Genomic DNA, 13,150 nt, shown 5'->3' with positions numbered 1-13,150 from the left:
TTGGGAGACAGTATCTACATTTATCTATTCGGATTATTTCGCCTTCAATCTCAAATAAACCGTTGCTAACGGCGGAATGGACACTGAAATCGAATTTTCTCGTCCGTGGCTTTCGATTTTTTCACTTGCAACACAACCAAAATTGCCCACATTTGATCCTTGGTAATACATTGAATCGGTATTCAAAATTTCTTCATATTCGCCCGCAATATTCACACCGATACGGTAGTTGTGGCGAGGCACAGGGGTAAAGTTACTGATAACAATAATGCGTTCTCCGTTTGAACTGCGACGCTCAAAGACGAACACAGAATTTGCTGCATCATCAACGACAATCCAATCGAAACCTTCTGGGGAGTTATCAAGTTCAAAGAGCGGTCGATTTTGTTGATAAATTTGATTGAGGTCTTTAACCAGCTTCAACACGCCTTTGTGCCAGCCTCCGCCAATATTTTCATCAAGCAAGAACCAGTCCAAACTTTCTTCGAAATTCCATTCTCTGCCTTGGGCAAATTCATTCCCCATAAAGAGCAATTTTTTACCTGGATACCCCCACATATAACCGTAATATGCACGCAAGTTAGCGAATTTTTGCCACGTATCGCCCGGCATCTTGCCAAGAAGTGAATATTTACCGTGAACCACTTCATCGTGAGAAAGTGGTAAAACAAAATTTTCGCTATATTGATACACCATTCCAAAGGTCATTTTGTTGTGATGATATTGGCGGTAAATTGGATCGAGCTTCATATAAGCAAGGGTGTCGTTCATCCAGCCCATATTCCATTTGAAATTGAAGCCCAATCCACCGTTTTCGCTTGGGTGAGTTACGCCTGCAAAAGAAGTCGATTCCTCCGCAATAGAAATTGCCCCCGCCATTTCACTGTGAATTTTCCAGTTAGTGTGTTTTAAAAATTCAATGGCTTCTAAATTTTCACGTCCGCCGTATTGGTTTGGAATCCACTCCCCTTCCGCACGGCTGTAATCGCGGTAGATCATTGAAGCCACAGCATCCACGCGAATACCATCTACACCAAAGCGTTCAAGCCAATATAGTGCATTACTGGATAAGAAATTTTTGACTTCATTACGTCCATAGTTATAGATCAAGGTATTCCAATCTTGATGATAGCCTTCGCGTGGGTCAGCATATTCGTAAAGTGCTGTGCCATCGAAAGCACTCAAGCCGTGAGTATCACTTGGGAAATGCCCCGGCACCCAATCTAAAATCACGTTGATGCCTGCTTCGTGAGCACGTTTGACTAAACGGCGAAATGCTTCAGGCGAGCCAAAACGACTGGTTGGCGAATAAAGTCCAAGTGGTTGATAACCCCAAGAACCATCAAACGGAAATTCAGAAAGCGGTAAAAATTCTATATGGGTGAAGCCCATATCTTTGACATAAGGAATTAATTCATCAGCAATTTGATCGTAATCTAGCCAAAAATTGTTTTCTAAATTACGACGCCAAGATCCTAAATGTACTTCATAAATGGAAATCGGTTGGTTCGCTTGATTGGCTTTTTTGCGTGCTTCCGTCATTTCCACTACATTTGGCAAGGCACTGACTTGAGAAGCCGTATCAGGGCGAAGTTGTGAACTAAACGCATAAGGATCCGCTTTCAAACGCAAGTTTCCAAAACAATCAATCAATTCAAATTTATAAAGCTGACCAAGACTAACTTTCGGTAGGAACAATTCCCATACACCGCTTTTCGGGTGGAAACGCATTGGGTGGCGGCGACCGTCCCAATAGTTGAAATCGCCCACAATAGAAACACGTCTGGCATTGGGTGCCCACAAACGGAAATTTACCCCGCTCACACCATCACATTCCATAAAGTGCGCACCAAGTACTTCATAGGGGCGAAGCATAGAACCTTCAGCAAGTAGCCATTGTTCCAAATCATCAATCATAGGATGAAAACGATAAGGATCTTCGACTATTTGCGATTCATTTCCCCAAAAAACCTGTAATTGATAAGCAAAAAATTGACGACAATTGGGGATCACCGCAGCAAAGAAACCACGCTCGTCCAAGCGGTCTAATTCCGCTATCGTTTTACCACTTTCACGCTCTATTACCGCTACTCGATTGGCATCTGGCAATAAGGTGCGAATTTCTATGCCGAGATCGGTTTCGTGCATACCGAGAACAGAAAAGGGATCAGAATTAACCCCATCAAAAAAAGCATCAATGACAGATTGGGTAACGAGTTGAGTCATAAAAACCTCACAATAGACGAGTGGCATGAACGAAAAACACGATAGGGAAGATAGAAATGAAGGCAAGCGGTCAAAGTTTGCAACAAACTTGCAAAAGGTTGAGAAACATTGCCTTCATTGGATGGCGGTTTTTGAGCAAACAAGCATGACGAAAACGTTTGCTTAAAAGAACCAGAAAAAGAGAATCCGCCTTCCTCATTAAGTGGCTTTGTGGAAACATCCCTATCAAAAAATATGCTTTCCAGTGTCATGCGTTTAAAAATTTACCAATTTTTAGTTAATTTGAATTCTAGGCTTAAACAAAATAAATACAACGACTTTTGTTAAAAAGCGTGATCTCTGTCAAGAAATTTTTGGAATATCGTATAAATTTTCGGCATAGATTGCTATTCGTGCTAATCACAATATAATGAAACCATTTTTAACTTTAGAAAACGACAGAAAAATTAGAGAAAATGGAACAAAAATCTCCTTTAATCGCACTCGTTGCAGGTGAGGTCTCAGGCGATATTCTAGGTGCTGGCTTAATCAATGCATTAAAATTGCACTACCCAAATGCACGCTTTATTGGTGTAGCGGGCGAGCAGATGAAAAAAGCGGGTTGTGAAACTTTATTTGAGATGGAAGAGCTTTCCGTGATGGGCTTGGCAGAAGTGTTGAAGCATCTACCTCGCTTACTCAAACGCCGAAAACAAGTGATTGAAACAATGCTTGAAATGAAACCTGATGTATTTATCGGCATTGATGCCCCTGATTTTAACCTCACCGTGGAGGAAAAACTCAAGGCAAACGGTATCAAAACCATTCACTATGTTAGCCCTTCTGTTTGGGCGTGGCGACAAAATCGGGTACATAAAATCAAACGTGCGACTGATTTAGTGTTGGCGTTTTTACCGTTTGAAAAAGCCTTTTACGACAAATTCGACACGCCTTGTCGTTTTATCGGGCACACGATGGCAGATGCGATAGCCTTAAAACCTAACCGAACAGAGGCTTGTGAAAAGCTCGGTTTAGATGAAAGCAAACGCTATGTGGCTATTTTGATAGGTAGTCGTGGTAGCGAAATCCAATTCTTGGCAGAGCCTTTTTTAAAAACCGCTCAACTGTTAAAAGAGAAGCATCCAGATTTGGAATTTCTTGTGCCGATGGTCAATAAAAAACGACAAGCACAGCTAGAAGAAATGAAGGCAAATATAGCCCCTGAGTTGGAACTGCATATTTTGCAAGGGCAGGCTCGCCAAGCGATGATCGCTGCAGAGTGTACGTTACTGGCTTCTGGCACGGCAGCATTAGAAGCAATGCTCTGCAAATCGCCGATGGTGGTGGGGTACAAAATGAAACCACTGACCTATTGGCTTGCGAAAAAATTGGTCAAAACTGATTATATCTCTTTGCCAAATTTACTCGCAAATGCACCGCTTGTGCCAGAGATGATTCAAGAAGAGTGTAATCCTGATAACCTTGCGTGGTCGCTCAATCACTATTTGAGCAATGATGTAGAGAGTTTAAAACAAAAAAATGAACTCAAGCACAGTTTTACGGACTTACATAAACTGATCCAATGCGACGCCGATGCACAGGCAGCACAAGCTGTGGTTGATGTGTTGGAACAAAAATAACAAGCGGTCAAATTTATTCATTATTTTACAAATTAACAAAGGAACCCATTCAATGTGGAAAGATATTTTACTTAACTACGGCATTTTCTTATTAGAACTTCTCACTATCTTCGGCGTAGTTGCTGTGATTGTGATGATTATTTTAGAAAGCAAAAAGCATCCAGAAAACGGCACAATCGTGCTAACTGATTTTTCTGAAAAATATAAAGAAGAGAAAGAATCGCTTGAAGCTTTTTTCCTTAGTGGAGAAGAGCTAAAACAAAAAGAGAAAGCCGAGAAAAAAGAGGCAAAAGCGAAAGCGAAGGCAGAGAAAAAACGCATTAAAGAGGGCGAAAAAAAGTCAGATGAAGAGAAAAAGCCTCGCTTATTCGTATTAGATTTTAACGGAGATGTGCACGCTCACGCTGTAAGTGCTTTACGCCGTGAAATTACTGCTGTGCTTTCGATTGCGAAACCAGAAGATGAAGTGTTGCTTAAACTCGAAAGCCCTGGCGGTGTTGTACATGGCTATGGATTAGCTGCGTCGCAGTTACAACGCTTGCGTGAGCGTAATATTCCGCTGACCGTAGCCGTTGATAAAGTTGCTGCAAGTGGTGGCTATATGATGGCGTGTGTGGCGAATAAAATTGTTTCTGCACCTTTTGCGATTATCGGTTCTGTGGGTGTAGTGGCTGAAGTGCCAAACATTCACCGCTTGCTCAAAAAACACGATGTCGATGTAGATGTAATGACGGCGGGCGAATTTAAACGTACCGTGACTTTTATGGGGGAAAATACCGAAAAAGGTAAACAAAAATTCCAACAAGAGTTAGAAGAAACCCATCAGTTATTCAAGCAATTTGTACGTGAGAACCGCCCACAATTAGATATTGAAAAAATTGCAACGGGAGAGCACTGGTTCGGCAAGCAAGCACTTGAGTTGAATTTGATTGATGAGATTTCAACCAGTGATGATTTGCTTGTGAAAGCAGTTGAAAACAAAGAAATTATTGAAATCAAATATAAAGAGAAGAAAAATCTGACCAAACGCATTGGCTTACAGATGGAAGAATCGATTAGTAATGTGATTACTAAGCTCGTGAATAAACGAGTAAATGTAATGTAGTCTTTTATTGGATTAGAATAGTTGGACGTTTCAAAATGCTAACATCGTTGAAACGTCCAATTAAATTTAAACCCCTCTTTCAATAATTACACCAACACTACTTGCTTGTGCTACGGCTTTAGGCTTGTGCAATTTGATTCGTAATTTTTGAATGCCGTAAGTTTCTTGTAATAAATTTGCCACTTGATGAGCAACTGTTTCAACTAGTTTGAAAGGTCTTCCTTCCACGAAATGTAAAATACGCTCTGAGACTTCGGCATAATTTAAGCAATATTGCACATCATCGGTTTCCACCGCTTTGCTGAAATCCCAATAGAGTTCAATATCAAATACAAGGCGTTGTTTGATGGTGTGCTCCCAATCATAAGCACCGATGGATGCAAAAGCGGTAAGTTCGTGGATAAAAACTTTATCAAGCATTGGATTTTCCTTATTTTATTCTACTTTTATTATGTAGATAATGCGGTAAAATAGCGACAATATAACACAAAGATAGGGAAAAATATGACACTTACTGCGTATTTAATGATTTTCGGGACTTATCTGCTCGGTTCAGTATCAAGTGCGATTATTTTTTGCCAATTAGCAGGCTTGCCTGATCCGCGTGAAAATGGTTCGAGAAATCCTGGTACAACAAATGTACTACGCATAGGGGGGCGTCTTTCTGCTCTTGGGGTGCTGCTATTTGATGTGTTAAAAGGCATGTTGCCTGTTGCCCTTGCTTTACGTTTTGGATTAGAACCAAGCGAAATAGGTTTTATTGCATTAGCGGCTTGTTTAGGGCATGTTTTTCCTATTTTTTTCCGTTTCCGTGGTGGAAAAGGGGTTGCAACTGCATTAGGAACACTGATTCCTTTTGGAATGGAAATTTCAGGGTTATCACTTGCAACTTGGCTGATAACTTTCCTCGTTTTTCGCTACTCTTCATTAAGTGCTGTTATTACAGCTCTTATTTTGCCTGCTTTCGTGTGGTGGTATAAACCTGAATTTACGTTCCCTGTTGCACTGGTTTGTTGCTTATTGGTTTATCGTCATCATGATAATATTCAACGTTTATGGAGAGGTCAGGAAGATAGGATTAGATTTAAATCTACTTAATAATAAAAAGACGGGATTTCTCCCGTCTAACAAGATTTTAGTTAGTGTGTTTTATGACTTGTACTATAAAGTACTTTATCTGTATAGGCCAATGCAATTGCAGAAACTAAGAAACCTAAGTGTAGGAGTAATTGCCACATCATTGTTTTTTCAGGTATATTGTTGGCATTTACAAATGTTTGTAAAAGCTGAATAGCAGAAATACTGATAATCGACATTGAAAGTTTTACTTTTAATACCGTTGCATTTACGTGACTTAACCATTCTGGTTGATCAGGGTGATTTCTTGTTCTCAATTTTGAAACAAATATTTCATAACCACCTATTGTTACCATCACTAATAAATTCGCAATCATGACTACATCAATTAGATTTAAGACTGCTAACATAATGGTGTTAGAATCCATTTCGTTAATATTTGTAATTAATTGCCATAGCGATTTCATAAATTTATAGGCATAGATGCCTTGCACTACAATTAATCCTAAATAAATGGGTAATTGTAACCAGCGACTCATAAAAATAAGTTTACTAATTGAATTAGCTTGAGCATTATATTTTACATAAGGATCATTGTTTTTCTGTTCTTCCATAAGTTCCTACTTACATCATTAATTAAGAATATATTTTTCTTGAAAAGCGTATTTTTTTCGCTTCACAGCGGTTTTCTATTACATCTTGGTCAGACATATAAGCATAACGACAAAGACTTTTATAGTATTGGATTTCATCTTTCGTTAAGGGTCTTTGAGCCCCTAAACGTAATTCTTCTTCAGTAAAATTACTGACGAGTTGACCATTCTCATAAATACCCGTGCGATTATTTTTAGATATTTTCTCAACTGAATGGTTTTCTTTATTTTCTGTTGTATCAATATGTTTATCTGCTATTTTTTTATCAGGCTGATTCTTATCTTTTAATTTGGTGTTTTTGTCTATAGTTTCTTTTTTTACAGCATCTTTTTTAGATTGCTTAGTTATTTTTTGAGTATTTTTGGTCAGTTCAGTTTTTTGCACTAATGCACTAACTTTAGCACCCGATTTTATTTCTGGTTTAACAGAAAGTTTTGTTTCTAGTTGGGCTACTTTATTAGGATTTTCTTTTTTTATTTCAGAAGATTTTTCTACAGGTGCAATATTGGTTTTAGATGTTATTGGGGATTTTTTTGGTTCTTTTTCTGATATTGATTGATTAACAGAGATCGACTCATTCACTATTTCTTTATGAATAGCCTCTTTGGATGGTTTAGTTTCTTCTATATCTTTAGTTTCCTTAGACAACAGATCTTTTTGAGATTTTACATCTTCTTCGTTTTTTTCTACCGCTTGCAACGTTTTTTCTTCTGCATTCGTTGTTACAGATTGTTGTGTATCTGAAGGATTCTGTTGTAATCTTGATTCAATTGAACGATCACAAGCAACAAGCAAGGCTATCCCCACTCCGCCTAAAACTAACATTTTTTTCATTTTATATCCTTATAAACTGTAAAAAAATAAAATGAGCCAAAGATGACTCATTTTATAATATTTTTTAACGCATTGTAACAAATTCTTCTGAACCTGTTGGGTGAATCGCCACGGTGTTATCAAAGTCTGCTTTGGTTGCTCCCATCTTGATTGCTACCGCAAAGCCTTGGATCATCTCATCAACCCCAAAGCCGATACCATGTAAACCGACGACTTTCTCTTCTGGTCCAACACATACTAGCTTCATTCGGCAAGGTTGGCGATGTTGCGTAACCGCTGTGTACATCGCAGTGAACGATGATTTATACACTTTCACATTCTCTGCGCCATATTGCTCAATCGCTTGTGGTTCGGTTAAACCCACTGTACCAATTGGCGGATGGCTAAATACCACGGTTGGCACCAGGTTGTAATCTAAGTGTTCATTCGGTTTATTGTTGAATAAACGCTCAGATAAACGGCGACCCGCAGCTACTGCAACTGGCGTTAATTCAATACCACCTTCGATAATATCACCCACCGCATAAATGCCTTCTACATTAGTGTTTTGGAATTTATCGACAATAATTTGACTACGCTCATTTGTTTTCACACCTGTTACCTCAAGGTTGATAACATCTGTTGCAGGCTCACGACCGATTGCCCAAATAAGGCTATCTACTATCGTTTCTCGACCATCTTTGAGTTTTAATGTGAGTGAGCCATCGGCATTTTTCACTACTTTTTCTGGCAGTGCATGTGTGTGTAAATGAATGCTATCTTGTTCCATCACTTGCATCAAGGCTTCTAAAATATAAGGATCTTGATTACGTAATGGTGCATGTTGGCGGACAAACAAATGCGTTTCTGTTCCTAAGCTATTAAACACGCCTGCGATTTCTACCGCAATGTAACCCGCACCTACAACCGCTACGCGTTTTGGCAACGAATTTAATGCAAAGACACCATCTGAAGTGATACCATATTCTGCCCCTTCAATGGCAGGAATACTTGGACGACCGCCTGTTGCGATTAAAATGTGATCTGCGGTGACTAATTCAGTTGAGCCATCTGCATAAGTCACTTCAATCGTTTTCGCATCTTTAAAACGTGCAAAGCCGTTTAACACATCCACGTTATTTTTTAATAATACATTGTTGTATGATGCGTGAATTCGGCTGATATACGCTTGTCGGCTTTCTACCAATTTCGCATAGTCAAAGCCTTTCACTTCCACATCAAAGCCATAATCTGGTGCATATTGGTTGATTGCATCCGCAATATGAGCACCGTAGAACATCACTTTTTTCGGCACACAGCCCATGTTTACACAAGTTCCGCCTAAGTGTTTCGCTTCGATAATCGCACATTTTTTACCATAGCTTGCCGCACGGTTGATAGAAGCAATACCGCCTGAACCGCCGCCGATAGCAACATAATCGTAATGTTTAGTCATTTTTTATTCCTTATTGATAAAATAAAAGCGGTCTGATTTTAACCGCTTTTTGCAAAAATGTATTGAATTATTGTGATAGGTTACCAGCCTAAATATTCTGACGAGGCACAGAGTTGGCGTAGCCGAATTGTCGCCATGCTTCATAAACGACCACCGCAACTGAGTTCGATAAATTCATACTGCGACTATCTTTACACATCGGAATACGAATTTTTTGAGACATCGGTAGCATGTCTAAAATTGCTTTAGGAATCCCTCTACTTTCAGGGCCGAACATCAAAAAATCGCCTAGTTCATACTGCACATCACTATGATTCGGTTCTCCTTTTGTGGTCAAAGCAAAAAGACGTTTTGGCTTCGCCGTTGCTAAGAAATCTTCAAAGTTTTTATATTTTTTGATGTCCACAAACTCGTGATAATCCAAGCCTGAACGTTTTAACTTTTTATCGTCCCACGTAAAACCAAGTGGTTCAATCATATGTAAGCGAAAGCCACAGTTTGCACAAAGTCGAATAATATTCCCGCTATTTTGTGGAATTTCGGGTTCATATAAAACAATATCTAACATTTTCTTCTCACTTTTTTTTCGCTATTTAATTTGCGTTTCAATAATGCCGCCACCTAAGCAAACTTCGCCCAAGTAGAATACGGCGGATTGGCCAGGGGTTACAGCGATTTGTGGCTCATCAAAAATCACTTTGATGGTGTTGTCATCAAGCGGTTGAATTTCACACGGAATATCCGCTTGGCGGTAGCGAGTTTTTACCGTGCAACGTAAGTTTTCACGCAGCGGTTGCATATCTACCCACGTCAATTGTGAAGCAATTAAACCTGTGGAAAGCAAGGCGGAATTATCATGACCTTGTGCAACTACTAATACATTATTGATTAAATCTTTTTCAACTACATAGAACGGATCTTCGCTTAAGCCTTTCACACCGCCAATACCTAAACCTTTGCGCTGCCCTAGGGTGTGATACATTAAACCATCGTGACGACCAACTACTTTACCTTCTACGGTACGGATTTCACCAGGTTGAGCAGGCAGAAAACGAGCTAAAAAGTCTTTAAATTTGCGTTCGCCGATAAAGCAGATTCCCGTGGAATCTTTTTTCTTCGCCGTAGCTAAACCAAGATCTTCAGCAATTTTACGCACAATCGGCTTTTCAATTTCTCCCACTGGAAATAAACTTTGTCCAATCTGTTTTTTATTTAACGCATAGAGGAAGTAACTTTGGTCTTTATTTTCATCTAAACCGCGCAATAATTGTGCATTGACATCGTCCCCACTACGGCGAACATAATGCCCAGTAGCAATATAATTTGCCCCTAAATCTTCAGCCGCATACTCTAAAAAGGCTTTGAATTTGATCTCTTTGTTGCACAAAATATCAGGGTTCGGCGTGCGACCTGCTTTATATTCACTTAAAAAATGCTCGAAAACATTATCCCAGTATTCCGCTGCAAAATTGATTTTGTGTAGCTTCATACCAAGTTTATCCGCTACTGCTTGCGCATCGGCTAAATCTGCCGCGGCGGTGCAGTAATCCGTGTTGTCATCTTCTTCCCAGTTTTTCATAAACAAGCCTTCGACTTGATAGCCTTGTTGTTGCAGAATAAAAGCAGAAACTGAAGAATCTACCCCGCCCGACATACCGATAATCACTTTTTTCTTGGCATTTTCGGCAAATTGTTCGGGGGTTAAGGTTGGAAAGTGTTGGTTGTAAGTGTTTGAATTTAACATAGTTCTCCCGTAACTTCGGTTAAGGCGAAGCACATTTGGTTTATTAAAGTTAAAGGACTTTACGCCCTTGCCTATATATTGTCAATATGAAAACCTTGAAGGTTAAACTTCTGCTATATACTTTCTATTTTTGATAAAAAATGTTGCCTATTTGTTTTATATTTTCAATTAAATCTGGATTATTGATTTGATGACATCCAAACCTGTGTCTCCATATTTCTGCACTTCATCAGTTAAATAGGTAATAGATTTTTGATAGTTTTGAAAACGTTGTTTCTAGCGGATATTCAGCCATACTTTAGTCTCTTTCTGCTTGTTCAACCAACCACGGACAAGGCTTAAATCTATTCCCGTAAATTTGCTGGTGAACTTGAAGCTGTTTCACAATCTCTTTGGCCCCCACTTTTTCCATATAGGCATAAATACCACCTCTGAATTGTGGGAAGCCAGTGCCGAGCACAGAAGCGACATTTCCTTCTTCAGGAGATTGGATTACTTTTTCGTGCAAACACCAAGCGGCTTCGTTGATCATTCGTAAAATACACCGACGGGCGATCTCTTCTGCTTCCAAGTCATTTTGTGTGATGGTTTCCATCACGTGATAGATACTTTTATCCTCTTGCAAGCGTGTGCCGTACTTGTCATACATATAGAAGCCACGTTTGTTTTTGCAGCCTTTTCGTTCGTTGCGAATGAGCAGCTCTGCTTTAGCTGGCATTTCGAAACGTTCGCCATAGGCTTTTACTAAGGCAGGTATGGCTTTGTTTAGCACGTCTAAGCCCATTTCATCCATCATTGCAAGCGGTCCAATTTTGAAGCCAAATTCCTGCAATGAGCGGTCGATAAATTCAATCGCTTCACCATCAATCACGCATTGCATCGCTTCAAGCAATAATGGCGTGAGCAAGCGGTTGATAAAATAACCTTGCGTATCAGAAACCAACAAAGGCACTTTACCTTGCTGGATCGCAAAATGGATGGCGGTGGCAATGGTGTGTTCGCACGTGCCTTCGTGGGGGATAATTTCCACTAACTGCTGTTTGGTTACAGGACTAAAATAGTGAAAGCCGATCACATTTTCTGGGCGTTTCGCCACGGATGCAATCTCTTTGACCGAAAACGTGGAAGTATTTGTCGCAAAAATAGCATGTTCCTCGTAGTAATTTTCGCTTTCTTGCAACATTCGTTGCTTAAGCTTGAGATCTTCATATACGGCTTCAATAATAAAATCAGTCGATTTCGCGGCAACTAAACGTTCGCCTCCTGTGATCAAATTCATTCGTTGGATCATTTCGCCTTCACGTAGCTGTTTTTTTTGTACCGCTTGTCGCATTAAGTCGTAGCAAGTTCGTAGTGCTTTTTGGATTTCAGAAGGGTGAATATCCTTAATTCGTACAGGAATGCGAGCGTTATTTGCGGTTAAGTAAGCAATGCCCGCTCCCATATAGCCAGATCCCAGAATACTGACCTGCAACACATCACGCACGTTACCACGAATGGCGTATTTGTCTTTCATTGCCCGCTCAGTTTTCTTCAAATTCACCAATACGTTTGAGGTTTCGGTGTTGAGTAATTTAACCAATGCATCTTGTTCAAAAGCTAAACCTTGTTTGAAGTGTGGTTCTTTGAGTAGTTCAATCAATTCAATCACAGCAGGATAGTTGCCAAACGTTTTTTGCCAGAGATGATTTTCCAAGCGATCGAGTAATTTATTACGTAACGATGGCGTACCTTCCAATTTCTTTCGCCATTTGTCTAGCCAGTTTTTAGGTTTCTTATAATCTGCTTTGGCAATTTGGTTCTCTAGCAAAAGCTGATAAGCGACTTGAAACAAGCGGTTCGCAGGCACTGCCATATCTATTAAACCGAGCTTGAGTGCGTGTTCTACATCAACTTTTTTGCCTGAACTGAGCATATTAGCTGCTTGATTTAAGCCAATTAAACGAGGTAAACGCTGAGTGCCACCCGCAAATGGCAAAATACCAGAGCGAATTTGTGGCATTGCAAATTGTGTGTAAACTTCATCGGAGGCGATGCGATAATCACAGGCTAAAGCGAGCTCCAAACCTGCACCAAAACAGTTACCATCAATAGCCGCAACCACTGGCACTTTAAGCACATTTAGTTCACGCATTACTAATTGCATTTCTTGCGAAAATTGTTTGAGCTGGGCTTCTGTTTTGCCTTGTAAAACTGAAAGTTTAAAGCCTTGAATAAAGTTTTTCGGGCGTGCTGAAATAAATAAAATGCCTCGCACTTGTTGATAAATCGCTTTTCCAATCACGTTACGCAGTTCTTCTACGCAATTTTCTGGCAACCAGTTTGCATCATTTTCTGGGCTTAAAATGTTTACTACGGCAATGCGATTATCATCAACTTCAACTTGGAAAGTAGGACGGTTTAACTCGTTCATTTCGCTTTGTGCTTGTTCAATTTGATCTGTCATATCATCCTCA

11 protein-coding genes are annotated in these 13,150 nt (G+C 39.7%); 3 read left to right on the top strand and 8 right to left on the bottom strand.

All coding sequences use genetic code 11. The features are described 5' to 3' along the window. Window positions 1-33: 33 nt before the first annotated feature. Entirely contained in the window at window positions 34-2,226 is a 2,193-nt protein-coding gene (gene glgB / locus B0185_RS05145) for a 1,4-alpha-glucan branching protein GlgB (protein ID WP_005706891.1), read from the bottom strand. 455 nt (window positions 2,227-2,681) lie between these two features. On the opposite strand from glgB, the gene lpxB reads away from it, so the two are divergent. Together lpxB and sohB are read left to right on the top strand one after the other, a co-directional pair. Then, window positions 2,682-3,845: a lipid-A-disaccharide synthase gene (lpxB, locus tag B0185_RS05140; RefSeq protein ID WP_005706896.1), complete on the top strand. Its 1,164-nt coding sequence runs from the start codon at window positions 2,682-2,684 to the stop codon at window positions 3,843-3,845. Between the two features lie 52 nt (window positions 3,846-3,897). Next, the gene (gene sohB, locus B0185_RS05135; protein WP_005706799.1) at window positions 3,898-4,950 is read left to right on the top strand and encodes a protease SohB; all 1,053 of its coding nucleotides are present in this window, start codon (window positions 3,898-3,900) and stop codon (window positions 4,948-4,950) included. Between the two features lie 66 nt (window positions 4,951-5,016). Here sohB and folB read toward each other — a convergent pair whose 3' ends face one another. Continuing rightward, window positions 5,017-5,370 carry a dihydroneopterin aldolase gene (gene folB / locus B0185_RS05130; protein WP_005706795.1) on the bottom strand — a complete coding sequence of 118 codons (354 nt, stop codon included), beginning with the start codon at window positions 5,368-5,370 and terminating at the stop codon, window positions 5,017-5,019. Window positions 5,371-5,454: 84 nt separating this feature from the next. Between folB and plsY the strand changes: the two genes are divergently transcribed. Beyond that, window positions 5,455-6,048 carry a glycerol-3-phosphate 1-O-acyltransferase PlsY gene (gene plsY / locus B0185_RS05125; protein ID WP_005706816.1) on the top strand — a complete coding sequence of 198 codons (594 nt, stop codon included), beginning with the start codon at window positions 5,455-5,457 and terminating at the stop codon, window positions 6,046-6,048. 41 nt (window positions 6,049-6,089) lie between these two features. Here the strand turns inward: plsY and B0185_RS05120 are convergent, their stop codons facing one another. From B0185_RS05120 to B0185_RS05095, 6 genes are all read right to left on the bottom strand, one after another. Further along, complete coding sequence (locus tag B0185_RS05120) at window positions 6,090-6,641, bottom strand: TIGR00645 family protein (protein ID WP_005706852.1); 552 nt, start codon at window positions 6,639-6,641, stop codon at window positions 6,090-6,092. Between the two features lie 22 nt (window positions 6,642-6,663). Next, window positions 6,664-7,515: a hypothetical protein gene (locus tag B0185_RS05115; protein ID WP_005706884.1), complete on the bottom strand. Its 852-nt coding sequence runs from the start codon at window positions 7,513-7,515 to the stop codon at window positions 6,664-6,666. Between the two features lie 64 nt (window positions 7,516-7,579). Beyond that, complete coding sequence (gene gorA, locus B0185_RS05110) at window positions 7,580-8,950, bottom strand: glutathione-disulfide reductase (RefSeq protein ID WP_005706901.1); 1,371 nt, start codon at window positions 8,948-8,950, stop codon at window positions 7,580-7,582. An 88-nt stretch (window positions 8,951-9,038) separates the two neighbouring features. Next, on the bottom strand, window positions 9,039-9,518 hold the full coding sequence (gene trmL / locus B0185_RS05105; RefSeq protein ID WP_005706797.1) for a tRNA (uridine(34)/cytosine(34)/5-carboxymethylaminomethyluridine(34)-2'-O)-methyltransferase TrmL: 480 nt from the start codon (window positions 9,516-9,518) through the stop codon (window positions 9,039-9,041). Window positions 9,519-9,539: 21 nt separating this feature from the next. Beyond that, window positions 9,540-10,694 carry a tRNA 2-thiouridine(34) synthase MnmA gene (mnmA, locus tag B0185_RS05100; protein ID WP_005706859.1) on the bottom strand — a complete coding sequence of 385 codons (1,155 nt, stop codon included), beginning with the start codon at window positions 10,692-10,694 and terminating at the stop codon, window positions 9,540-9,542. A gap of 298 nt (window positions 10,695-10,992) precedes the next feature. Beyond that, window positions 10,993-13,140 (bottom strand): 3-hydroxyacyl-CoA dehydrogenase NAD-binding domain-containing protein, encoded by a 2,148-nt coding sequence (locus B0185_RS05095; RefSeq protein ID WP_005706863.1) that lies wholly within the window; start codon window positions 13,138-13,140, stop codon window positions 10,993-10,995. Window positions 13,141-13,150 lie beyond the last annotated feature (10 nt).

Source organism: Haemophilus parahaemolyticus, assembly GCF_002015035.1.
Classification (GTDB): Bacteria; Pseudomonadota; Gammaproteobacteria; order Enterobacterales; family Pasteurellaceae; genus Haemophilus_A; species Haemophilus_A parahaemolyticus.
The sequence above is the reverse complement of the archived record's forward strand: the minus strand, read 5'-3'. Positions and strand labels throughout refer to the sequence as shown.